Below are 20203 nucleotides of genomic sequence, written 5' to 3' on the forward strand. Positions count from 1 at the left end.
CATGGAAACCATCAAGCTCGTCCTCGAGTCCGTCTGGAAGATCCTCCTCGTCGGCCTGATCCTCGGCGCCGGCCTGCCCGCCCTGTTCGCCGTGGGCGTGCGCGGCCTCGCGATCGGTAACGGCCATGAGTCCGCCGACGGCACCGTCCACAAGCCGAACCCGCTCGGCAACGTGCTCGCCGCGATCGCCTTCCTGATCGTCATCGCCGCGATCGTGCTCGGCATCCTCATCATCGTGTCCTCGGGCTTCGGCATGAAGGTCAGCTTCGAGCACATCTACCCCACCCTCGTCGACAAGTAGGGATTGCAGCATGACCACCGAGAACACGCAGGACAACGTCCTCACCCAGGTCCTCGACTGGCTGCGCGCCGGCTACCCCGAGGGCGTCCCCCCGAAGGACTACTTCCCGCTCCTCGCACTGCTCAAGAAGCAGCTCACCGAGGACGAGGTGAACTCCGTCATCGGCCGCATCCTCGCGAACCGTCCCGACGAGGTGCACCGCGAGCAGATCGAGGCGGCGATCACCAAGGTCACGCAGACCGAGCCGAGCGAGACCGACCTGCGTCAGGTCGCGAGCAGGCTCGCCGCGGGCGGCTGGCCGCTCACCGGATTCGCGCACTGAGAGAAGTTCGCCCCGCTGTCGATCGCGACAGCGCGCTGACGGCCCCCTATGCTGGTCACACGCATAGGGGGCCGTCGCGATACCGTTCCCTGTGACATTGCAAGACGTGGCGCCACGCGGCGCACTGCACCGGAGGTGAACCGCTCATGAGTTCGGGTTCGGGCTTCCTCGCCAAGATCGTGGACTGGCTGCGCGCCGGCTATCCCGACGGCGTGCCCAGCACGGATTACCAGCCGCTCCTCGCTCTGCTGGATCGCCAGCTGACCAAGGAAGAGGTCAAGCAGGTCACGAGGGAGCTGATCGACGAGGCGCACCTGTCCCCCGAGGGCGCCGAGCCCATCACCCGGGTCGACGCCGGGGTAGCGATCAGCGGCCATACCCACGAGATGCCGCTGGACAAGGACATCGCCCGCGTCCGCGAGCGGCTCGAGCGCAAGGGTTGGCCCTTCGACGACGCCCCCCTCAATCCCGAGGGCTGTCCCCGGACCGGCCACGGCCCGGACGACCCGGACGCGCACTGACGGTCCGCTGTTCCGCAGTAGCCTCGACCCGTGAATCTCGAGCCGCTACCGATCGACACCGTCGAATCCGCCCTGCCGCAGCTGGAGGCGCTCCTCACCGGAGGCGCGCCCGCATGGCTGCCCGTTCCCGCGCACGATCCGCGTGAGGCGGCCCGGCTCACCGACGCGCTCGCCGCGGGCGAGCCGATCGACGAGCGCGTCGCCCTCGTGGTCGCGACCTCCGGCACCACCGGCACCCCCAAGGGCTCGATGCTCAGCCGGGAGGCGCTGACGGCCAGCGCGTCGGGCACGCATGCCCGGCTCGGCGGCGCGGGCCAGTGGCTGCTCGCGATGCCGCCGCATCACGTCGCCGGAGTGCAGGTGATGCTGCGCTCCCTGGCCGCCGGACACGCGCCCGCCCAGCTCGACGTCCGCGGCGGATTCGACCCCGCGGCCCTCGCCCCGGCGCACGCCGCGATGACGGCGGACCGTCGGTACGTCTCCCTGGTGCCGACCCAGCTCGTCAAGGTCCTCGTGGACCCCGCCGCCACCGACGCCCTGGCCCGCTTCGACGGCGTGCTCATCGGCGGCGCCGCCTGCCCCGCCCCCGTCCGCGAGGCGGCGCTCGCCGCCGGGATCCGGATGGTCCGCACGTACGGGATGAGCGAGACGGCCGGGGGCTGCGTGTACGACGGTGCGCCCCTCCCCGGCGTCGAGGTCCGCCTGGACGGTCCGGAATCCCGCGTCGTGCTGGGCGGCCCGACGGTGGCTCTCGGCTACCGGAACCTGCCCGATCACCCCGCGTTCGCCGAGCCCGGGTGGTTCCGCACCGACGACGCGGGGACACTCACGAACGGTGTCCTCGCCGTCACGGGCCGGCTCGACGAGGCCATCTCGACCGGCGGCCTGACGGTGCTCCCCCAGGTCGTCGAGGCCGTCCTCGCGCGGGTGCCCGGCGTGGCCGAGGTCGCGGTGTTCGGCCAGCCCGATCCGCGGCTGGGGCAGGCCGTCGCGGCGGCGGTGGTCCCTGCACGGGGTGGGCCGGAGGTCACCGTCGAGGCCCTGCGACGGGCGGTCGAGGCCGAACTGGACCGGACGGCGGCGCCGCGCGCGGTGTACCTGGTGGACGCGCTGCCCCTCCGTGGGCCGGGCAAGGTCGACCGCCGGAGCCTGGCGGCGCAGATCACAAATATTCACGAGTGAAGGAATCTCCGGTAAGGTTACCGCCGAGTAAGATAGCCCGGCAGTAGTCAGCCCCGGATCGGAGAACCGTGAAGCAGAACATCGCAGCGCAGACCCCGCTGCTCAACCCCCGCGACGTCGACTTCCTGCTCTACGAGTGGCTGAACGCCGAGGAGCTGACCAAACGCGAGCAGTTCGCCGACCACTCCAAGGAGACCTTCGACGCCGCGCTCGACCTGGCCGCCGACATCGCGGTGCACAAGCTGTCGAACCACTACAAGGAGGCCGACGCCGCGGAGCCGACGATCCAGCCCGACGGCACCGCGAAGACGCTCCCCGAGACCAAGGCGGGCCTGGACGCGATCAACGAGGCCGGCTTCACCTTCGCCGAGCTGCCCGCCGAGGAGGGCGGCATCGGCCTGCCGTCGCTGATCAGCAAGGCCGCGTTCGCGTGGATGCAGGCGGCGAACGTCTCGACCACGGTCTACTCGGGCCTGACGCTCGGCAACGGCAATGTCATCCGGTCCTTCGGCACCGACGAGCAGAAGCGGCTGTACCTCGAGCCGATGATCGCGGGCCGCTTCACCGGCACCATGTGCCTCTCCGAGCCGGACGCCGGCTCGGCGCTCGCCGACATCAGCGCGAAGGCCGAGCCCCGCGAGGACGGCACCTACGCCATCACCGGCACCAAGATGTGGATCACCGGCGGCGACCACGAGATGACCGAGAACATCGTCCACCTCGTGCTGGCGAAGGTGCCGGGCGCGCCCGACGGGGTCAAGGGCATCTCGCTGTTCATCGTGCCGAAGTACCTGGTGAACGACGATCAGTCCGTCGGCGAGCGCAACGCCGTGAACCTGGTGAGCCTCAACCACAAGATGGGTAACAAGGGCACGACGAACTGCCTGCTCTCGCTCGACGGTGCCACCGGCTACCTGGTCGGCGCCGAGAACCGCGGCCTCGTGCAGATGTTCCAGATGATGAACGAGGCGCGCGTCGCGGTGGGCCTCGCGTCGTCGGCGATCGGCTACACCGGGTACCTGCAGTCGCTGGAGTACGCCAAGACCCGCGTGCAGGGCCGCCCCGTCACCGCCCCGACGGGGCCGCAGGTCCCGATCATCGAGCACCCCGACGTACGCCGGATGCTGCTCGCGCAGAAGAGCTACGTCGAGGGCGGGCTGGCGCTCGCGCTGTTCGGCGCGCGCCTCGTCGACGACGCGCACACGGCACCGTCGGAGGAGGAGCGGGCGGCGGCCGCCCAGCTGTTGGACCTGCTGACCCCGATCATCAAGAGCTGGCCGTCGGAGTGGGCGACCCGCGCCAACGATTACGCCCTCCAGATCCACGGCGGCTACGGCTACACGCGCGACTACAACGTCGAGCAGTTGTACCGGGACAACCGGCTCAACGCGATCCACGAGGGCGCGAAGGCGATCCACGGCCTGGATCTGCTGGGCCGCAAGGTGCCGCAGCAGGGCGGCGCCGCGTTCGGCGCACTGCTCGGCCGGATCGAGGCCACCGCGGCCCGCGCCGCCGGCGTCGACGAGCTCGCCCCGTTCGCCGAGGCCCTGCGGGCGGCGTCGCAGCGCGCCGTCGAGGTGACGATGACGCTCGGCGGCTCCGGCGACCCGTCGCTCTCGCTCGCCAACGCCACCTCGTACCTGGACGGTCTCGGGCACGTCGTGGTGGCATGGCTGTGGCTGGACCAGGCCCTGGCGACCTACGCCGAGGACGGGACGGCGCGGGGGGAAGCGTTCTACCGCGGCAAGCGGTCGGCCACGCAGTACTTCTTCGTCTACGAGCTGCCCAAGGCGCACACCGAGTTCGACCTGCTCGCGAAGCTCGATCGGACCACGCTCGACCTGGACACGTCGGTCCTCTAGCGACTGCATAGGGTGGGTCGCATGGCAACCCCCGCGCAGTGGCTCGAAGGAGCCCGGCCCCGCACGCTCCCGAACGCGATCGCCCCGGTGATCGCGGGTACGGGGGCGGCGGGGTTCTCCGGCCTGGAGTGCTGGCCGCGGGCCGCGCTCGCACTGGTGGTCTCGCTGTCGCTGATCATCGGCGTGAACTTCGCCAACGACTACTCGGACGGCGTGCGCGGCACCGACGACGACCGCGTCGGCCCGCTGCGCCTCGTCGGCTCCGGGCTCGCCTCCCCCGCGGCGGTCAAGCGGGCGGCGTTCTGCTGCTTCGGCCTGGCGGGCGTGGCCGGCGTCGTGCTCTCGCTGCTCGCGGGCGCATGGTGGCTGATCCTGGTGGGCGCGGTGTGCGTCGCGGGCGCGTGGTTCTACACGGGCGGATCGAAGCCCTACGGCTACCTCGGGTTCGGCGAGATCGCGGTGTTCGTGTTCTTCGGCCTGGTCGCGGTGCTCGGCACGCAGTTCGTGCAGGCCGGGAGGGTCGACGGTGCCGGGTGGCTCGCCGCCAGCGCGGTGGGCTCGTACAGCTCCGCGGTCCTCGTCGCCAACAACCTGCGCGACATCCCCACCGACCGCGAGTCGGGCAAGATCACCCTCGCCGTCCGGCTCGGCGACTCCCGCACGCGCGTCCTGTTCGCCGTCCTGGTGGGCGTCCCGACGGTGCTCGGCCTGGTCCTGGCCCTCGCCTACTCGCCGTGGGCGCTGCTGACCCTGCTGTCCGCGCCGCTCGCGGTGCGCGCCGCGCTCCCGGTCGTGCGCGGCGGCCAGGGCCGCGACCTGATCCCGGGTATCGCGCAAACCGGCCTGGCCATGCTGGTCTGGTCCGTCGGCGCCGCGGTCGGGCTGTTCCTGGGCGCCTGACGGAGGCGTCGTCCGCCCGTGACCGTCCCACTCGGACCGCGGGTACGCCGCCTCCGGCAGGTGCACTCCCCGACACCCATGTCGTTCTTGAAAGCCATGCACTGGACGCATGGCTCTATATTCGCAGGTCTGCCCATATTTTCCGCGGCCGAGCCATGCATACCGCGCATGGCTCGGACGCCGCGGCCGACCGCACCGCGGATCCCGACTGGCGGAAGCGAAAGTCGTCAGTGTCCGGCGGTACCGTCCCGACATGTCCGACATAGAACGATTGCGGGTGGTGGCCACGGTCGCGCACACGCACAGCATCAGTGAGGCGGCGCGGGTGCACGGCGTCGCGCAGTCGACCGTCACGCGGTCCGTGGCGGCTGTCGAGGCGCACGTGGGATTCCCCCTCTTCCGGCGCGGCGTCGCGGGAGCGCAACTGGAGGTGGGCGCACGGCCGGCGATCGCACTGATCGAACGGATCGTGGGCGGCTTCGACGAGCTTCGCACCCTCGGTGGCGACCGGCCGGAGGCGTTCCGCCTGGCTCATCGCGCTGATCTGCAGCTGCCCGCGCACCTGGAGAGCACGATGATCCGGTGGAACCGGGAACACACACCCCACGCCGAGGAGGTCATCCTCGATGATCCGATCGCGGCTCTGCTGGCCGGCGAGGTCGAGATCGCGATGGTGCTCCGCAGTGGTCCGGGTAACGAGGACCTGGAGACCCGCGTGGTCAAGGCGATGCGCACCTCCCGGGTCGAGCTGGTGAATCTGCCCGATCCGCCCGCGGAGATGGCCGAGTTCCTGTTGCGCGTCTAGCCGTCGACGGCGTGAGCCATGCGCTCGGCGTATGGCTCACGTCACAAAAACACCTATTGACCTGCAATTTCATCTGCCATGCGTCCGACGCATGGCTTTCTGAACGAGACACGCACCTCGGTCGGCGTGTCAGCAGGGCCCCGCCGCCTACTCCCGCCAGGTCCCGTCGGCGAGGAACCGTTCGACGGTGAGCGTGGGCGGGATCAGGTCGAAGCCCTTGGACGCGACCCAGGCGTCGTCGAAGTAGGTGTCGAGGTAGCGGTCACCGTCGTCGGCGAGGAGCGTGACGACACTGCCCGACCGGCCCGCCGCCACCATTTCGGCGATCACGCCGAACGCGCCCCACAGGTTCGTGCCGGTGGATCCGCCGACGCGCCGCCCGAGCATGGCGGAGGCGATGCGGGCCGCGGAGATCGAGCCCGCGTCGGGCACGCCGACCATCCGGTCCACGATCTCGGGGACGAAGGAGGGCTCGACACGCGGGCGGCCGATTCCCTCGATCCGCGAGGACTGCCCCGTCTCCACCGAGCAGTCCCCCGCCTCGAAGCCGGGCAGGAAGCTGGAGTTCTCCGGGTCGACGACGCACAGGCGCGTTGCGTGCCGGCGGTACCGGATGTACCGGCCGATCGTCGCGGATGTGCCGCCGGTGCCCGCGCCGACCACGATCCACGCCGGCTCCGGATGCTCCTCGAGCGAGAGCTGCGAGAAGATCGACTCGGCGATGTTGTTGTTCCCGCGCCAGTCGGTGGCGCGCTCCGCGTGCGTGAACTGGTCCATGTAGTGCCCGCCCAGGTCGCGGGCGAGGCGAGCCGCCTCCGTGTACACCTGGTCCGCGCGATCGACGAAGTGGCAGGTACCACCCTCCCGCTCGATGAGCGCGACCTTGGCCGGCGACGTGGTCCGCGTCATCACCGCCACGAAGGGCAGGCCGAGCAGCTTGGCGAAGTACGCCTCGGACACGGCGGTGGACCCCGACGACGCCTCGATCACTGTGGTGCCCTCCCGCACCCACCCGTTGCAGAGCGAATAGAGGAACAGGGACCGGGCCAGACGGTGCTTGAGGCTGCCCGTGATGTGCGTGGTCTCGTCCTTGAGGTACAGCTGGATACCACCCGCCCAGGACCCGAGCGGGAAGCGCAGCAGGTGCGTGTCGGCGCTGCGGCGCGCATCGGCCTCGATGAGCCGTACCGCGTTGTCCACCCAGGCGCGGTCCCCGGACCGATCGCAGACGACCGTCATTCGTCCACGCCCTGCAGCCGCCGACGGAAATCGTCGCGCTTCTGCTTGCGGGCGGCGTCGATCACCGAGACGCTGCGGTTGACGCGATCCCGCAATCCCTTGCCGACGACCATCGACACCGGAAGGGCGACGACGAGAGCGAAGAGGAAGACGATCACGAGGGGGACGTCGTCCATGAACAGCCGACCGATTCCGTAGAACACCGCCGCGATCACCGCGAGGAGTGCCAGGCGGAACAGCGTATACAAAACAATGTCGCGCGCCAGCGCGCGCTTGGCGGCTCCCGTATCGGTCATGCCGATCAGCCTACCCCCGTCCGAAATCCGACTTTACCAATACTTGACACTTCGATAGCGGTTCGAGTACTCGGGCAAATCGCTGCATACTGGGCATCATGACCACGGCACACCCGAACCTCGCCCAGCGCACCGTCGACCCGCGCGCCGCGGCGCCCCGTCAGCCCGAGCGCCTCATGACCCCTGGCCAGGTGGCTGCTCTGTTCAACGTGAACCCGAAAACGGTCACCCGGTGGGCGGGTGCGGGCCTCCTCGGCTCCGTCCGCACCCCCGGCGGGCACCGTCGCTTCCGCGCGTCGGAGGTCTTCGCTCTACTGAACCAGAACACCACCGGGTAGCCCGGTCCGCGGGCCGGAAAAGGGGCGCAGCTCCGTCGTCGATGACGGAGCCGCGCCCCTTTTCCGTACGCGGATTTCCGGCGCGAATATCAGCCCGCGTAGGAATGCAGTCCGGTCACCACGTAATTGATGAAGAACAGGTTGAACACCATCGCGGCGAATCCCAGGATGTTCAGATAGGGCGCGGCCATGCGCCACACCGAGGTCGCCCGCGCGTGCAGGTACGCCGCGTAGATCACCCACGCGATGAACGACACCGTCTCCTTCGGATCCCAGCCCCACGGCCGGCCCCACGCCGCCTCGGCCCAGATCGCACCGCAGATCACGCCCGCACTGAACAGCGGGAACGCCACGATCACGGTGCCGTAGGCCACGCGATCGAGCACCTGCGCGGAGGGCAGGGCCTCGACCAGCCGGCCCGGGAAGCCCGACGGTGCCGCCACCGTCCCGTCCGGCCGCTCGTAGCGACGCCGGAGCAGGTACAGCAGGCTGGCCACGCCGGAGACGAGGAAGATCCCCGAGCCGATCGACACGATCGACACGTGGATCGCGAGCCAGTAGGACTTCAATGCGGGCACCACGGGGCCCGCGGTCGTGTACAGCACGCCCTCGGCGACGAACATCAGCGCCAGGACCGGGAGCAGCACGAACACGAGGATCGGCCGGGTCTCGGACCTGCGCAGCATGATCAGCGCGGCGAGCACCGCGCCCGCGCAGGTGATGGTCACGAACTCGTACATGTTGCCCCAGGGCATGCGCCCGGTGGCGATGCCGCGGGAGACGATGGACGCGACGTGCAGCAGCAGACCCGCGACGACCACCGCGTAGCCCATCCGGCCGATCCGCTCGGACCGGGAGCGACGCGGACCGTCGTCCACGACGAGGCCGGGCGTGCCGGCCGTGGCGATGGGCGCGCCGCCCGCGGCGACGAGCTCCCGGCTGCGGTCGCGGGCCGCGGTCGCGGTGACCCGGGTGGTCGCGAGTTCGATCACCAGCAGCACCAGGGCGACCGCGTAGATCGCCGTGGCGCTGAGGAACATCGTCTCGGCGTACCCGGCGAGGGTCGTGTTGGTCCCCTCAGCAAGTTGGACTTCCATCGTCAAGCCACCTTCTCACCGTTACGGCCGACGAGGCGGTCGGCCAATGCATCGAAGTCTTCGTTCCATCCGGCCTGGTCGGTGCGGGCCAGTCCGCCGATCTCCATCACGGTACCGCCGTGCTCGCGCGGGGTCAGCCGCACGAACACCCGCCGCCGTTTCACCGTCAACGAGACGATCAGCCCGCCGAGCATCCCGATCGCGAACACCAGCGTCCAGTTCTGGGCGGGATTGTGGCTCACCTGCAGCGCGGCGAAGTTCGCCACGCCGTCGAAGCGCACCTGCGTGCCGTCCTCGAGCGTGGTCGACTGCCCGACGTCGAGGTTCACCCGCGCCTTCCGCTCGAGCCGGCCGGAGTCGATCTGGTCGCGGCTGAGCGAGAAGATGTTCTGCGGCTTGCCCGAGTCGAGGCCCGTATCGCCCTCGTAGACGTCGATCGCGACGGCCGGGTCGTTCGGCGCCGGGAACCGCGAGGTCAGGAGGGATCCGTTGAGCTGCTTGGTGGGGGCGAGCAGGCCCTCGATCCCGATCTGCTTGGCGCGGCGCTCGTCCTCGGTCTTGTACAGCTCGGCCGGCGGGTCGAAGCGCAGTGCGCCGGAGCTGAGGAAGTAGACCTTGTCCTGCGGCGCGAACTGCATGGTCTGGGTGCGGGTCTGCCCGCCCGGGTAGGTCACGGTGAACGTGCCGGCGTAGCCGTGGCCGAGCATGTAGACGCGCACGCCCTCCATGCGCAGGGGCTTGTTCACCTCGATCGTGAACTTCTTCCAGGTGCCGTCGCGCAGGCCGTCGCGGTCCTGGTAGGAGGCGTTCGTGGAGAACATGTCGGGCTGCGCGTTCGGCAGGAAGGTGGCGTTGACCGCGTCCGCTTTGATGCAGAAGGGCGCGAGTCCGGTGCCGTCGACGAGGTTGCCCGCGCGGAAGTTGTCGTAGTTCGACGAGGTGTTGCAGAAGCCCTCGTCGCCGGCGATGACGATGCGCGAGCCCTCGTAGCCGAACTGCTGCCCGACCCCGATCGCGACGAGGATGCCCAGCAGCGACGCGTGGAAGAGGAGGTTGCCCGCCTCGCGGAGGTAGCCCTTCTCGGCGGAGACGGTGACGGTGGCGCCGCGATCGGTGCCGGCCTCGGCGGCCGTCTCCACCCGCGATATCCGGCGCCAGCCGCGGAGGCCGGCGAGCACCGTCCGCGCCGCGGTCTCCGGGTCCTCGTCGCTCTCGCGGACGGTGTGCCGGGGTAGGCGGGACAGGTTGCGGGGAGTGTTGACGGGGGCCGTGCGCAGCGCGCGCAGGTGCTCGACCAGGCGGGGCACGATGCAGCCGACGAGCGAGACGAACAGCAGCGCGTAGACGGCGGTGAACCACACCGACTTGAACACGTCGAAGAGTTGCAGCTTCTCCATGATCTCGCCGAGCGTGCCGTGGTCGGCGATGTACTTGGCGGTCGCGGCGGCGTCGATGTCGCGCTGCGGCAACAGCGCGCCGGGCATGGCCGCCACGGCGAGCAGGAACAGCAGGACCAGCGCCGTCTTCATCGAGGTCAGTGAGCGCCAGGTGTTGCGGACCGTGGCCATCGCGCGGCGCAGCGGCGACTGCCGCTGCGGGCTCGAGGGCGGGACCGGCTGGTTCGGATGTTTCGTCAAGGTACTCATATCGGCATCACCGTGTCGGAGACGAAGAGGCGGCGCACCAGGTCGATGAACTCGGCCCAGTAGCCGGTGACCAGCGCGACGCCCACCGCGATCATCAGCACACCGCCGAGGACCTGGATGCGGCGCGAGTTGCGGCGCAGCCACCCGACCGCGCGGACCGCCACCGTCGACCCGAGGGCCAGGACGATGAAGGGCAGCCCGAGCCCCGCGCAGTAGGCGACGATGAGGACCGCGCCGCGGGCGGGTTCGGCGTCGGTGCCGACGACGATCGAGAGGATCCCCGCCAGCGTCGGGCCGATGCACGGGGTCCAGCCCAGGGCGAACACCCCGCCCAGCAGGGGCGCCCCCGCGAGGGTCGTCCACTGCCGCGGCGCGAACCGGACGTCGCGCTCGAGCACCGGGACGAGGCCGATGAACGCCAGGCCCATGACGATGGTGATCACGCCCCCGATGCGCATGAGCGTGTCGGCGTTGAGGGCGATCGAGGTGGCCAGCCCGAAGACGGACATGGTCATGAGGAGGAAGACCGCGGTGAATCCGGCGACGAACAGCACCGCCGCGCCCATGACCCGCCACCGTCCGGCACGCGCGCCCGCGCGGGCCTCGTCGACGGTGGCGGCCGGCGCCTCCGCCCCGACGAGCCCGGCGAGGTACGACAGGTAGCCCGGCACGAGCGGGACGATGCACGGCGAGGCGAAGGAGACGAGCCCCGCGAGCAGGCACGCACCGAGCGCGAGCAGCAGCGGGCCCGAGACGGCCGCGGTGGCGAAGGCCTCTCCCATCAGCCCTCCCCCAGTACCTTCTCGACGGTGCCGAGCAGTTCCTTCTCGCTGACCGTCGTCAGGTACGACGCCGCGACGCGGTGCTTGCGGTCGAGCACGAAGGTCATCGGCACGACGGTCGTCGGGTACTGCTCGCCGATGGCCAGCAGCGCGCGGCCGGGCGGGTCGTAGATCGACGGGTAGGTCAGGCCCTGGGAGCCGATGAAGTCGCGGGCGGCGTCGTCGCCGGCGGTCTCGCGCACGTTGATGCCGAGGAACGCCACGCCGCGGTCCTTGGTGGCGAGGTAGGTGCGTTCCAACTCGGACGACTCGAGGCGGCACGGCGCGCACCAGCTGCCCCACACGTTGATGACCACGACCTCGCCGTCGTAGTCGGAGAGCTTGAGGGTGGTCTTCTCGTCCGTCACGCTGCGCCCGGACAGGTTCTCGACGGTGCTGCGCTTGTCCGGCTCGTAGAACTGCCGGACCTTGCCGCCGGGGGCGATGACGCCGCCCTTGGCCGCCTGGTCGGAGTACTGGACGCAGCCGGACGCGCCGAGGGCGACCGCGCCGAGGACGATGAGGGCGGCGGCGCGGCGGGCGAGCCTCACGCGCCCGTGATCCGCGGGTCGGACGCTCCCGCGGGTTCGGAGTACACGAGGTCGACGAGGGCGTCGCCGTCGTAGACGAGGCTGGTCAGCGACGCCAGGGAGCACTGCCGCTTGCGCGGATCGTGCCAGAGCCGCTTGCCCTCGAGGTAGCGCCGCAGGGTGACCACGGGCAGCTGGTGGCTGACCAGCACCGCCTCGTGCCCGCGGGCCCGCTCGCGGGCGATGTCGACGACGCCGAGCATGCGGTGCGCGATCTGGAGGTAGGGCTCGCCCCACGAGGGGGTGAACGGGTCGCGCAGCTTGGCCCAGTGCTTGGGCTCGCGCAGCGCACCGTCGCCGACGGACACCTTGAGCCCCTCGAACTGGTTGCCCGCCTCGATGAGCTCCTCGTCGGTGATGATCGCCAGGCCGTGGGCGGCGGCGATCGGCGCCGCGGTCTCCTGGGCGCGCTGCAGCGGGGAGGCGAACACGGCGGTGATGTCGTGGTCGGCGAGCGCGTCCGCGACCTTGCGCGCCTGGGCACGGCCCGTGTCGGACAGGCGGAAGCCGGGGAGGCGGCCGTAGAGGATGCCGTCGGGGTTGTGCACCTCACCGTGCCGCATCACGTGCACGATCGTCTGGGTCATCTCGTCGTCTCTCCTACCGGGGCTCACTGCTCCGCCGCGGCGGCGGCGCGGGCGGCGGCGGGCAGGGCCGCCTCGATGGACTCGAAATCGGTGTCGGTGAGCGCCGCGGAGACGAACCACGCCTCGAAGGCGCTCGGCGGCGGGTAGACGCCCTGCTCGAGCAGCGCGTGGAAGAAGGGCGCGAACCGGAAGGTCTCGGCGGCCTTCGCCTGGTCGTAGTCCACGACCGGGCCGTCCGTGAAGAACACGGAGACCAGGTTGCCCGCGTACTGGACGTGGTGCCGCACGCCCTCGGCGGTGAGCGCGTCGCCGATCAGGCCGCCGAGGCGGATCGAGTTGGCGTTGAGCTTCGCGTACACCTCGTCCGTGGCGTTCCGGAGGGTCGCGAGGCCCGCGGCCACGGCGACGGGGTTCCCGGAGAGCGTTCCGGCCTGGTAGACGGGGCCGAGCGGGGCGAGCCGGTTCATCACCTCGGCACGACCGCCGAAGGCCGCGGCGGGGAGGCCGCCGGACATGACCTTGCCGAAGGTGAACAGGTCGGCGTCGACGGGCTCGAGCCCGTACCACCCGGCCTTGCTGACGCGGAAGCCGGTCATGACCTCGTCGAGGATGAGCAGCGCACCGTCGGCCTCGGTGATCTCGCGCAGGCCCTGATTGAACCCGGGCTGCGGGGGAACCGCGCCCATGTTGCCGGCGGCGGCCTCGGTGATCACGGCGGCGATCTGTCCGGGGTACCGCGCGAAGGCCTCGCGCACGGCGTCCAGGTCGTTGTAGGGCAGGACGACGGTGTCCTGCGCCTGCGCGCCCGTCACGCCGGGGCTCGTCGGCAGGCCGAGGGTGGCGACGCCGGAGCCCGCATCGGCGAGCAGCGCGTCGACGTGGCCGTGGTAGCAGCCGGAGAACTTGATGATCTTGGCGCGGCCCGTGACGCCGCGGGCCAGGCGGACGGCGCTCATGGTGGCCTCGGTGCCGGAGTTGACCAGGCGCACCCGCTCGACGGGGGCGACCCGCGCGATGAGCTCCTCGGCGAGCTCGACCTCGGCCTCCGTGGGGGCACCGAAGCTCAGGCCGGTCGTGGCGGCACGCTGCACGGCCTCGACGACGGCGGGGTGCGCGTGACCGAGGATCATGGGACCCCAGCTGGAAACGAGGTCGACGTAGCGGTTGCCGTCGGCGTCCGTGAGCTGTGAGCCCGTCGCGCTGGTGATGAACCGCGGGGTGCCGCCGACGGCGGAGAACGCGCGCACCGGGGAGTTCACCCCGCCGGGAATCGAGCGTGCCGCGCGGTCGAACAACGCGGCACTGGCCTGGGTCTGGGGAGAACTCACGACCTCCAGTGTCCCAGGCCGAAGCAAATCGTCAACTACAGGGTGTAGGAGATCACCGGAATCCGCCACGATGGGCGGTTCGAAACTCGATACCACTGTGGTACCACCGGGCGTACCGTGGGGCCATGGCCATGACACTCCGCCTCACCGACGACGACGATGCCGCACTCACCGCGCTCGCTGCGGCCGAGGGCGTCAGCAAGCAGGAAGCAGCACTGCGCGCGATCCGCGAGAAGTCCGCCCAGATCAACCGTGACGCGCAGGTCCGCCGCCTGACCCGCGACGCAGTCGCGCGGTACGGTCCGCTCCTCGATCGCCTGGCGCAGTGACCGTTCACCTCGACCTGGAACTGCTGCTCGCGATCGCCGACGAGGCGGGATTGCCCGGCGTGCGCGACGCAGGGCTGCTCGAGGCCGCAGCAATGCGGCCGCGGACAACCGCGTTCGGGACCGACGCCTACCCCACCCTGGACGAGAAGGCCGCGGCACTCCTGGAATCGATCGTGCGCAACCACCCCCTCGTCGACGGCAACAAGCGCCTCGGCTGGCTGGCGACGACGGTCTTCTTCGCACTGAACGGCGTCGCACTCGACGCACCGGAGGACCCGGCGTACGACCTGGTCATCGGGATCGCCGAGGGTCGGATCGACTACCACGTGAGCGCCGCGACGCTGGCCACCTGGACGAATCCGTGACCCGAGCCTGGTAACGCGGCGGACCACCTATAGTGGAACAGGTTCCACATACCGGGGCCGCACATCATCGCCGAAGCACGGGGAGCACGACCAATGGAACGACTCAGCGGACTGGACGCGTCCTTCCTGTACCTGGAATCGCGCTCCCAACTCATGCACGTGTCCGGGCTGCTCGAACTCGACCCGGGCACCGTCGAGGGCGGCTACCGGTTCGAGGACCTGCGCAGCGAGCTCGCCCGGCGGATCACCGCGATGCCGGCCTTCCGGCGCAAGCTGCACGATTCCGTGGTCAACCTCGACCACCCCGTGTGGGTGGAGGACGAGTCCTTCGACATCGAGGCGCACGTGCACCGCATCGCCGTCCCGGCGCCCGGCGGTGACCAGGAGCTCGCGGACCTGTGCGCGCACATCGCCGGCCAGGCCCTCGACCGCAGCAAGCCGCTGTGGGAGATGTGGGTCATCGAGGGGCTCGCGGACGGGAGGATCGCCGTGATGATGCGCATGCATCACGCGGGCGTCGACGGCGTGACCGGCGCCGGCCTCATGGCGCAGCTCTGCTCGCTGACCCCGGAGCCGCCCGCACTGGACCCCGCGATGGTCGACAAGTCCACGGGCGGCGCCCCGGTCCTCGCCCTCGCCGCCGACGGCGCGAAGAACGTGCTGTTGCGCCCGCTGTCGCTGGTCTCGCTGCTCCCCCGCACCTTGCCCGTCCCGGTCAAGTGGTGGACCCGCGCGCGCCGCGGCGCCGCGATGCCCGCCCCGTTCAGCGCGCCCCGCACCTCGCTGAACAGCGCGATCACCGGCCACCGGGCGATCGCGTTCGCCTCGGTCCCGCTCGCCGACGTCAAGAGGGTCAAGGACCACTTCGGCGTGAAGATCAACGACGTGGTCCTCGCCGCCTGCTCCGGCGCGATGCGCGAGTTCCTGCACGACCGCGGCGAGCTGCCCGAGCAGCCGCTGGTCGCGATGATCCCGGTGTCGGTGCACGAGGCGGAGATCGGCGCGACGCTGGTCGAGGGCTCGAACAAGGTGACCGGCATGTTCACCCGCATGACCACCGACGTGGACGCACCCGTCGCGCGGCTCGAGGCGATCCGCGAGCGGGTGGCGACCAGCAAGGAGCACCACGGCGAGCTCGACGACAACCTGCTGCGCTCCTGGGCGCAGTTCGCGCCGGCGTCGATCATGTCGCTGGGGGCGAAGCTGTACGGCGAGAACAACCTGCCCGAGCTGCACCCCGTGATCTACAACCTGGTGATCTCCAACGTGCCGGGCCCGGACTTCCCGCTGTACTTCCTCGGCGCGCGGATCCACTCGATGTACCCGCTGGGCCCGGTGTTCCACGGCGCGGGCCTCAACGTGACGGTGTTCTCCCAGGAGGGCACACTGAACATCGGCGTGATCGCCTGCAAGAAGCAGGTACCCGACCCGTGGCCGATCGTCCGTGCCTTCGAGCGCGACATCGCGGCCCTGGTCGCCGCTGTCGACGAGGGGACGGAACCATGACCGACGGTCCGCGCGTACGGATCGATGCCGGCGAGCTCTCGGGGCTCGACCAGGGCACCGTCCACGCCTTCCGCGGCATCCCCTACGCGCAGCCGCCCGTCGGCCCGCTGCGCTACCGCGCCCCGCAGCCGGTCCGACCGTGGGACGGGGTCCGCGACGCCACGGCGTTCAGCGCCGCCGCCCCGCAGAACAAGAAGTACACGCTCGTCGGCTTCCGCGAGTACCAGCCCACCAGCGAGGACTGTCTCACGCTGAACGTGGTCACCCCCGCGCGTCCGGCCACCGCGCCCCGCCCGGTGATGGTGTTCCTGCACGGCGGCGCCTACCTCATGGGCAGCTCGGCGACGCCGCTCTACTACGGCAACTCGCTCGTCGAGCGCGGCGACGTGGTGTTCGTCTCGATCAACTACCGCCTCGGCGCACTCGGCTACCTGGACCTCACGGAGTTCTCCACGGACGAGCGCCCCGTCGACGGCAACCTGGGCCTGCGCGATCAGGTCGCCGCACTGCAGTGGGTCCGGCGCAACATCGCGGCCTTCGGCGGCGACCCCGGAAACGTCACGATCTTCGGCGAGAGCGCCGGCGGCAACGCCGTCACCACGCTGCTCGCGGTGCCCGCGGCCCGCGGCCTGTTCCACCGCGCGATCGCGCAGAGCTCCGCCCCCGAGCTCACCGTCGACGCCGTCACCGCCCGCGGCTGGGGCAAGCGCTTCGTCGAGATCATCGGCGGCCCGGAGAAGATCGACACCAGCACCTCCGAGGAGCTGGGCCGGGCCGGGAACCACCTGATGGGCGAACTCAACCGGGAACAGCTCGGGGTCATCCCGTACGGCCCCACGGTCGACGGTGACCTCCTCCCGGAGGATCCGGAGCTCGCGATCGCGGCCGAGCGGGGCGCCGACGTCCCGTTGATCATCGGCACCAACCGCTCCGAGGCCACGCTGTTCACCAAGATGCCCGGCATGGGCAAGCCGACGGCGGAGCGCGCCGCGCACACCCTCGGCGCCGAGCCGGACCGGTTCGGCCCGCTGGCCGCGGCCTACCCGGGATTCCCGGGCATCCCCGCGATCAACCGGATCATCGGCGACTACATGTTCTGGGCACCGTCGTTGCGCATCGCGCAGGCCCACGCGCGGCACGCGCCCACGTACTTCTACCGGTACGACTTCTCCCCGAAGACGCTCGATGTGTTGGGCTACGGCGCCACGCACGCGACGGAGCTGATGGCGGTGTTCGGTGTGTACCACGGTACGACGGGCTGGGTCCTCGGCGCGCTCGGCGACCGGCGCATCGCCATGCGCGTGTCCGACGGGATGCAGCGCGACTGGATCACTTTCGCCCGCACCGGCCGTCCCGCGAGCGAGTGGCCCACCTACAACGGCACCTCCCGCGCGACTCTGGTGATCGACGACCGGAACCGGATCGTCTACGACCCGTCCCCCGAGATCCGTCGGGCGTGGGAGAGCTTCACGGGCTAGTGGGCCCGCCCCACGGGCGACGGCGCAGGCATACTCGGGGTGTGAACACCGTCGTGCAGACCGAGTCGGGAGCCGTACGCGGCGTGGCGCGGGGCGCGGTGCTGACGTGGCGCGGCGTCCCCTTCGCGGCTCCGCCCGTGGGCGAGTTGCGCTGGCGGGCGCCGCACCCGGCCCCGTCGTGGTCCGGGATCCGGGACGCGGACGACTTCCGCAACGCCGCAGTACAGCACCCGAAGAGCACCCCCGTGGGGCTCGGGAAGTACCAGCCCGTCGACGAGGACGCCCTGACGCTCAACGTTGTCGCCCCGGCGGCCGCGTCCGCCGTGGCCCGCCCGGTGATGGTGTTCATCCACGGCGGCGCCTATCTCATGGGCAGCTCGGGAACGCCGCTCTACTACGGCAACTCGCTCGTCGAACGCGGCGACGTGGTGTTCGTCTCGATCAACTACCGGCTCGGCGCGCTCGGCTACCTCGATCTCACCGAGTTCTCCACGGAGCGCCGCCCGATCGACGGGAACCTGGGCCTGCGCGATCAGGTCGCGGCACTGGAATGGGTCCAGCGCAACATCGCGGCCTTCGGCGGCGACCCCGGCAATGTCACGGTGTTCGGCGAGAGCGCCGGCGGCAACGCGGTCACCACGTTGCTGGCGACCCCGGCGGCGCACGGGCTGTTCCACCGCGCCATCGCGCAGAGCTCCGCCCCCGCACTGACCACCGACCTCGAGACCGCCCGGTCCCGCGGCCGCCTCTTCGTCGAACTACTCGGCGGTGCAGCGCAACTGGGAACCTCTGCCATGCTGGTCTCCCGCGCCGGCCACCACACGATGCGCAGGCTGGAGAAGGAGCAGCCGGGCATGGTCCCGTACGGCCCCGTCGTCGACGGTGACTTCCTCCCGGAGGACCCGATGCTCGCCATCGCCGCCGGACGGGGCGCCCGGGTGCCGTTGATCATCGGCACCAATCGCGACGAGGGCACGATGTTCACCCGCTCCGGGACGCTCGCCGAGCCATCGGTGGACGTGATGGCCCGCGCACTGAACGCCACGCCCGATCAGGTCGCGGCGATCGGGATGGCGTATCCGGGATTCCCCGGAAAGACCGCATGGCAGCGCCTGTTCGGCGATCACGAGTTCTGGGCACCGTCGGTCCCCATCGCCGAGGGGCACAGCGCCCACGCCCCCACGTACATGTACCGCTACGACTACACCCCGACCGCCTTCCGCGCCGCAGGCCTGGGCGCCACCCACGCGAGCGAGTTGCTCGCGGTGTTCGGCGTCCTCACGGGCAAGGCGCGGGTCCTCGCGCTCGGCGATCGGCGCACCGCCGCGCGTGTGACCACCGAGGTGCAGCGGGACTGGATCGCCTTCGCCCGCACCGGACGGCCCTTCTCCGACTGGCCGCAGTACGACGGTGCCGCCCGCCGCACGCGCATCATCGCCGCGCGGTCCCGGGTGGAGGACGATCCGGATGCGACGCAGCGCCGCGCGTGGGCGGCGTCCGGCCTGCCGGGGACCCGCGCGGTCGCGGTCTGCTGACAGACGTGTGCACCGTTGATCAACGGTGAGTCGATCAACGGTGCACAGGTGCAGCGGCGTGCGCTGCCAGTCGCCTCGACCTACTTGGCGGCGAGCTTCTCGCCGAAGAACTTCGCGGCCTCGGCGGCGGCGAGGGTCGTGGCCTCGGGGCCGTCGTAGAAGTCCATGTGGGCGTAGCCGTCCACGACGAGCAGCTTCTTGTCACCCTTCGCGCGGGTGTACAGCTCGGTCGAGTGCCACAGCGAGCCGGCCTCGGAGCCGGCGATCGCGAGCACCGGCTGGGTCAGCAGGTCCTCGACCAGGGCGAAGGCGTCGAAGCCGATGATCGCGGGGATCGACAGGCCCAGCAGGTACTTGTTCTCGGCCGTGGGGTACTGCGCGCGCGGCGTCAGGTAGTAGTCGCTGGCCTCGGCCAGGTCGCGCGGGACCTCGGGGGTGACCTCGGTGGGCACGTAGCCGACGGTGAAGGGCTCGGCCTTGGTGGTGACCTCGACCTGGCGCTGCGCGGAGGCGGCGTCGCGGGTGGGGAGCACGTCGGCGTCGCGGCCGTTGCCGTCCCAGCCCTTGCGCCACGCGGAGCCGATGTTCACGGCGCTGACGGTGCCGACGGCCTTGATCCGGGCGTCCACCTTGGTGGCGGCCACGGCGTAGCCGCCGCCGGCGCACACGCCCCACACGCCGATCCGCTCCGGGTCGACGAAGGACTGGGCCTGCAGGAAGTCGACGACGGCGTTGATGTCGCTGACGCGGGCGGCCGGGTCCTCGAGGAAGTGCGGCTCGCCGCCGGACTCGCCCTGGAAGGAGGCGTCGTACGCCACGGTCACGAACCCGGCCTCGGCCAGCTTCGCGGCGTAGAGGCCCGCGGTCTGCTCCTTGACGCCGCCGCCGGGATGCACGACGACGAGGGCGGGGTAGGTGGTGTTCTCGTCGAAGTCGGCCGGGGTGAACAGATTTCCGGCGAGCTCGATGGTGCCCTTGGCGATCTTCACGGACTGGGTGGCCATGATGGTTCCTCTCCTTGCGGTGTCCCGGTCCGTCCGGCCGGGCTGCTGAAAACCACTATGCCGCCGTCCGGGCCGGGGTGACAGTGTGCGCTTATCGGGGGTACTGACAGCCCTTCCTTGCGCCCCTCCGGCAGCGGCGAACCGGCATCAA

General features: G+C 70.7%; 22 protein-coding genes. 13 read left to right on the plus strand and 9 right to left on the minus strand.

Annotated features, from left to right (window positions below; genetic code table 11):
* Position 1 precedes the first annotated feature (1 nt).
* The 7 genes from ABZX10_RS16075 (at position 2) to ABZX10_RS16105 (ending at position 5893) form a co-directional block, all read left to right on the plus strand.
* On the plus strand, positions 2-301 hold the full coding sequence (locus tag ABZX10_RS16075; RefSeq protein ID WP_355541705.1) for a hypothetical protein: 300 nt from the start codon (positions 2-4) through the stop codon (positions 299-301).
* A gap of 10 nt (positions 302-311) precedes the next feature.
* Entirely contained in the window at positions 312-623 is a 312-nt protein-coding gene (locus ABZX10_RS16080) for a DUF3349 domain-containing protein (RefSeq protein ID WP_355541708.1), read from the plus strand.
* A 146-nt stretch (positions 624-769) separates the two neighbouring features.
* Complete coding sequence (locus ABZX10_RS16085; protein WP_355541711.1) at positions 770-1144, plus strand: DUF3349 domain-containing protein; 375 nt, start codon at positions 770-772, stop codon at positions 1142-1144.
* A gap of 30 nt (positions 1145-1174) precedes the next feature.
* Complete coding sequence (gene menE / locus ABZX10_RS16090; protein ID WP_355541714.1) at positions 1175-2326, plus strand: o-succinylbenzoate--CoA ligase; 1152 nt, start codon at positions 1175-1177, stop codon at positions 2324-2326.
* A gap of 68 nt (positions 2327-2394) precedes the next feature.
* Entirely contained in the window at positions 2395-4188 is a 1794-nt protein-coding gene (locus ABZX10_RS16095) for an acyl-CoA dehydrogenase (protein WP_355541717.1), read from the plus strand.
* A 21-nt stretch (positions 4189-4209) separates the two neighbouring features.
* A complete protein-coding gene (locus ABZX10_RS16100) occupies positions 4210-5088 on the plus strand; it encodes a 1,4-dihydroxy-2-naphthoate polyprenyltransferase (RefSeq protein WP_355541720.1) in 879 nt (292 codons plus the stop codon).
* A 253-nt stretch (positions 5089-5341) separates the two neighbouring features.
* On the plus strand, positions 5342-5893 hold the full coding sequence (locus tag ABZX10_RS16105; protein ID WP_355541723.1) for a LysR family transcriptional regulator: 552 nt from the start codon (positions 5342-5344) through the stop codon (positions 5891-5893).
* Between the two features lie 147 nt (positions 5894-6040).
* Here the strand turns inward: ABZX10_RS16105 and ABZX10_RS16110 are convergent, their stop codons facing one another.
* Entirely contained in the window at positions 6041-7132 is a 1092-nt protein-coding gene (locus ABZX10_RS16110) for a PLP-dependent cysteine synthase family protein (protein WP_355541726.1), read from the minus strand.
* Complete coding sequence (locus tag ABZX10_RS16115) at positions 7129-7428, minus strand: DUF4229 domain-containing protein (RefSeq protein WP_355541729.1); 300 nt, start codon at positions 7426-7428, stop codon at positions 7129-7131. Before ABZX10_RS16115 ends, ABZX10_RS16110 begins: the two co-directional genes overlap by 4 nt.
* A 176-nt stretch (positions 7429-7604) precedes the next feature.
* On the opposite strand from ABZX10_RS16115, the gene ABZX10_RS16120 reads away from it, so the two are divergent.
* Positions 7605-7766 carry a BldC family transcriptional regulator gene (locus ABZX10_RS16120; RefSeq protein WP_168544426.1) on the plus strand — a complete coding sequence of 54 codons (162 nt, stop codon included), beginning with the start codon at positions 7605-7607 and terminating at the stop codon, positions 7764-7766.
* Between the two features lie 89 nt (positions 7767-7855).
* Here the strand turns inward: ABZX10_RS16120 and ccsB are convergent, their stop codons facing one another.
* The 6 genes from ccsB to hemL are packed head-to-tail and all read right to left on the minus strand — an operon-like array spanning position 7856 to position 13835.
* On the minus strand, positions 7856-8863 hold the full coding sequence (gene ccsB / locus ABZX10_RS16125; RefSeq protein ID WP_355541732.1) for a c-type cytochrome biogenesis protein CcsB: 1008 nt from the start codon (positions 8861-8863) through the stop codon (positions 7856-7858).
* 2 nt (positions 8864-8865) lie between these two features.
* Positions 8866-10509: a cytochrome c biogenesis protein ResB gene (locus ABZX10_RS16130; RefSeq protein ID WP_355541735.1), complete on the minus strand. Its 1644-nt coding sequence runs from the start codon at positions 10507-10509 to the stop codon at positions 8866-8868.
* Positions 10506-11291: a cytochrome c biogenesis CcdA family protein gene (locus ABZX10_RS16135; protein WP_355541738.1), complete on the minus strand. Its 786-nt coding sequence runs from the start codon at positions 11289-11291 to the stop codon at positions 10506-10508. The genes ABZX10_RS16130 and ABZX10_RS16135 overlap by 4 nt, the downstream gene beginning before the upstream one ends.
* The gene (locus ABZX10_RS16140; protein ID WP_355541741.1) at positions 11291-11881 is read right to left on the minus strand and encodes a TlpA disulfide reductase family protein; all 591 of its coding nucleotides are present in this window, start codon (positions 11879-11881) and stop codon (positions 11291-11293) included. The genes ABZX10_RS16135 and ABZX10_RS16140 overlap by 1 nt, the downstream gene beginning before the upstream one ends.
* Positions 11878-12507, minus strand: a complete 630-nt coding sequence (locus ABZX10_RS16145; RefSeq protein ID WP_355541744.1) for a histidine phosphatase family protein — start codon at positions 12505-12507, stop codon at positions 11878-11880. Before ABZX10_RS16145 ends, ABZX10_RS16140 begins: the two co-directional genes overlap by 4 nt.
* Before the next feature lie 23 nt (positions 12508-12530).
* Positions 12531-13835 carry a glutamate-1-semialdehyde 2,1-aminomutase gene (gene hemL, locus ABZX10_RS16150; protein ID WP_355541747.1) on the minus strand — a complete coding sequence of 435 codons (1305 nt, stop codon included), beginning with the start codon at positions 13833-13835 and terminating at the stop codon, positions 12531-12533.
* A gap of 125 nt (positions 13836-13960) precedes the next feature.
* Between hemL and ABZX10_RS16155 the strand changes: the two genes are divergently transcribed.
* The 5 genes from ABZX10_RS16155 (at position 13961) to ABZX10_RS16175 (ending at position 19048) form a co-directional block, all read left to right on the plus strand.
* Positions 13961-14164 (plus strand): CopG family transcriptional regulator, encoded by a 204-nt coding sequence (locus ABZX10_RS16155; RefSeq protein ID WP_355541750.1) that lies wholly within the window; start codon positions 13961-13963, stop codon positions 14162-14164.
* Positions 14161-14529, plus strand: a complete 369-nt coding sequence (locus ABZX10_RS16160; protein WP_355541753.1) for a type II toxin-antitoxin system death-on-curing family toxin — start codon at positions 14161-14163, stop codon at positions 14527-14529. The genes ABZX10_RS16155 and ABZX10_RS16160 overlap by 4 nt, the downstream gene beginning before the upstream one ends.
* A 93-nt stretch (positions 14530-14622) precedes the next feature.
* Positions 14623-16035, plus strand: a complete 1413-nt coding sequence (locus tag ABZX10_RS16165; protein ID WP_355541756.1) for a wax ester/triacylglycerol synthase family O-acyltransferase — start codon at positions 14623-14625, stop codon at positions 16033-16035.
* The gene (locus ABZX10_RS16170; RefSeq protein WP_355541759.1) at positions 16032-17513 is read left to right on the plus strand and encodes a carboxylesterase/lipase family protein; all 1482 of its coding nucleotides are present in this window, start codon (positions 16032-16034) and stop codon (positions 17511-17513) included. The genes ABZX10_RS16165 and ABZX10_RS16170 overlap by 4 nt, the downstream gene beginning before the upstream one ends.
* Positions 17514-17554: 41 nt before the next feature.
* Complete coding sequence (locus ABZX10_RS16175) at positions 17555-19048, plus strand: carboxylesterase/lipase family protein (protein WP_355541762.1); 1494 nt, start codon at positions 17555-17557, stop codon at positions 19046-19048.
* Positions 19049-19128: 80 nt separating this feature from the next.
* Here ABZX10_RS16175 and ABZX10_RS16180 read toward each other — a convergent pair whose 3' ends face one another.
* The gene (locus tag ABZX10_RS16180) at positions 19129-20052 is read right to left on the minus strand and encodes an alpha/beta hydrolase (RefSeq protein ID WP_355541765.1); all 924 of its coding nucleotides are present in this window, start codon (positions 20050-20052) and stop codon (positions 19129-19131) included.
* Positions 20053-20203: the final 151 nt, after the last annotated feature.

Source organism: Tsukamurella sp. NPDC003166 (genome assembly GCF_040611135.1).
Lineage (GTDB): Bacteria > Actinomycetota > Actinomycetes > Mycobacteriales > Mycobacteriaceae > Tsukamurella.

Coding starts and splice junctions, on each gene's coding strand:
- ABZX10_RS16135 (WP_355541738.1), bottom strand. CDS start 11,291: ATGGGAGAGGCCTTCGCCACCGCGGCCGTCTCGGGCCCGCTGCTGCTC.
- ABZX10_RS16130 (WP_355541735.1), bottom strand. CDS start 10,509: ATGAGTACCTTGACGAAACATCCGAACCAGCCGGTCCCGCCCTCGAGC.
- ABZX10_RS16170 (WP_355541759.1), top strand. CDS start 16,032: ATGACCGACGGTCCGCGCGTACGGATCGATGCCGGCGAGCTCTCGGGG.
- ABZX10_RS16165 (WP_355541756.1), top strand. CDS start 14,623: ATGGAACGACTCAGCGGACTGGACGCGTCCTTCCTGTACCTGGAATCG.
- ABZX10_RS16105 (WP_355541723.1), top strand. CDS start 5,342: ATGTCCGACATAGAACGATTGCGGGTGGTGGCCACGGTCGCGCACACG.
- ccsB (WP_355541732.1), bottom strand. CDS start 8,863: ATGGAAGTCCAACTTGCTGAGGGGACCAACACGACCCTCGCCGGGTAC.
- ABZX10_RS16155 (WP_355541750.1), top strand. CDS start 13,961: ATGGCCATGACACTCCGCCTCACCGACGACGACGATGCCGCACTCACC.
- ABZX10_RS16100 (WP_355541720.1), top strand. CDS start 4,210: ATGGCAACCCCCGCGCAGTGGCTCGAAGGAGCCCGGCCCCGCACGCTC.
- ABZX10_RS16180 (WP_355541765.1), bottom strand. CDS start 20,052: ATGGCCACCCAGTCCGTGAAGATCGCCAAGGGCACCATCGAGCTCGCC.
- ABZX10_RS16085 (WP_355541711.1), top strand. CDS start 770: ATGAGTTCGGGTTCGGGCTTCCTCGCCAAGATCGTGGACTGGCTGCGC.
- ABZX10_RS16110 (WP_355541726.1), bottom strand. CDS start 7,132: ATGACGGTCGTCTGCGATCGGTCCGGGGACCGCGCCTGGGTGGACAAC.
- ABZX10_RS16080 (WP_355541708.1), top strand. CDS start 312: ATGACCACCGAGAACACGCAGGACAACGTCCTCACCCAGGTCCTCGAC.
- ABZX10_RS16075 (WP_355541705.1), top strand. CDS start 2: ATGGAAACCATCAAGCTCGTCCTCGAGTCCGTCTGGAAGATCCTCCTC.
- ABZX10_RS16115 (WP_355541729.1), bottom strand. CDS start 7,428: ATGACCGATACGGGAGCCGCCAAGCGCGCGCTGGCGCGCGACATTGTT.
- ABZX10_RS16145 (WP_355541744.1), bottom strand. CDS start 12,507: ATGACCCAGACGATCGTGCACGTGATGCGGCACGGTGAGGTGCACAAC.
- ABZX10_RS16120 (WP_168544426.1), top strand. CDS start 7,605: ATGACCCCTGGCCAGGTGGCTGCTCTGTTCAACGTGAACCCGAAAACG.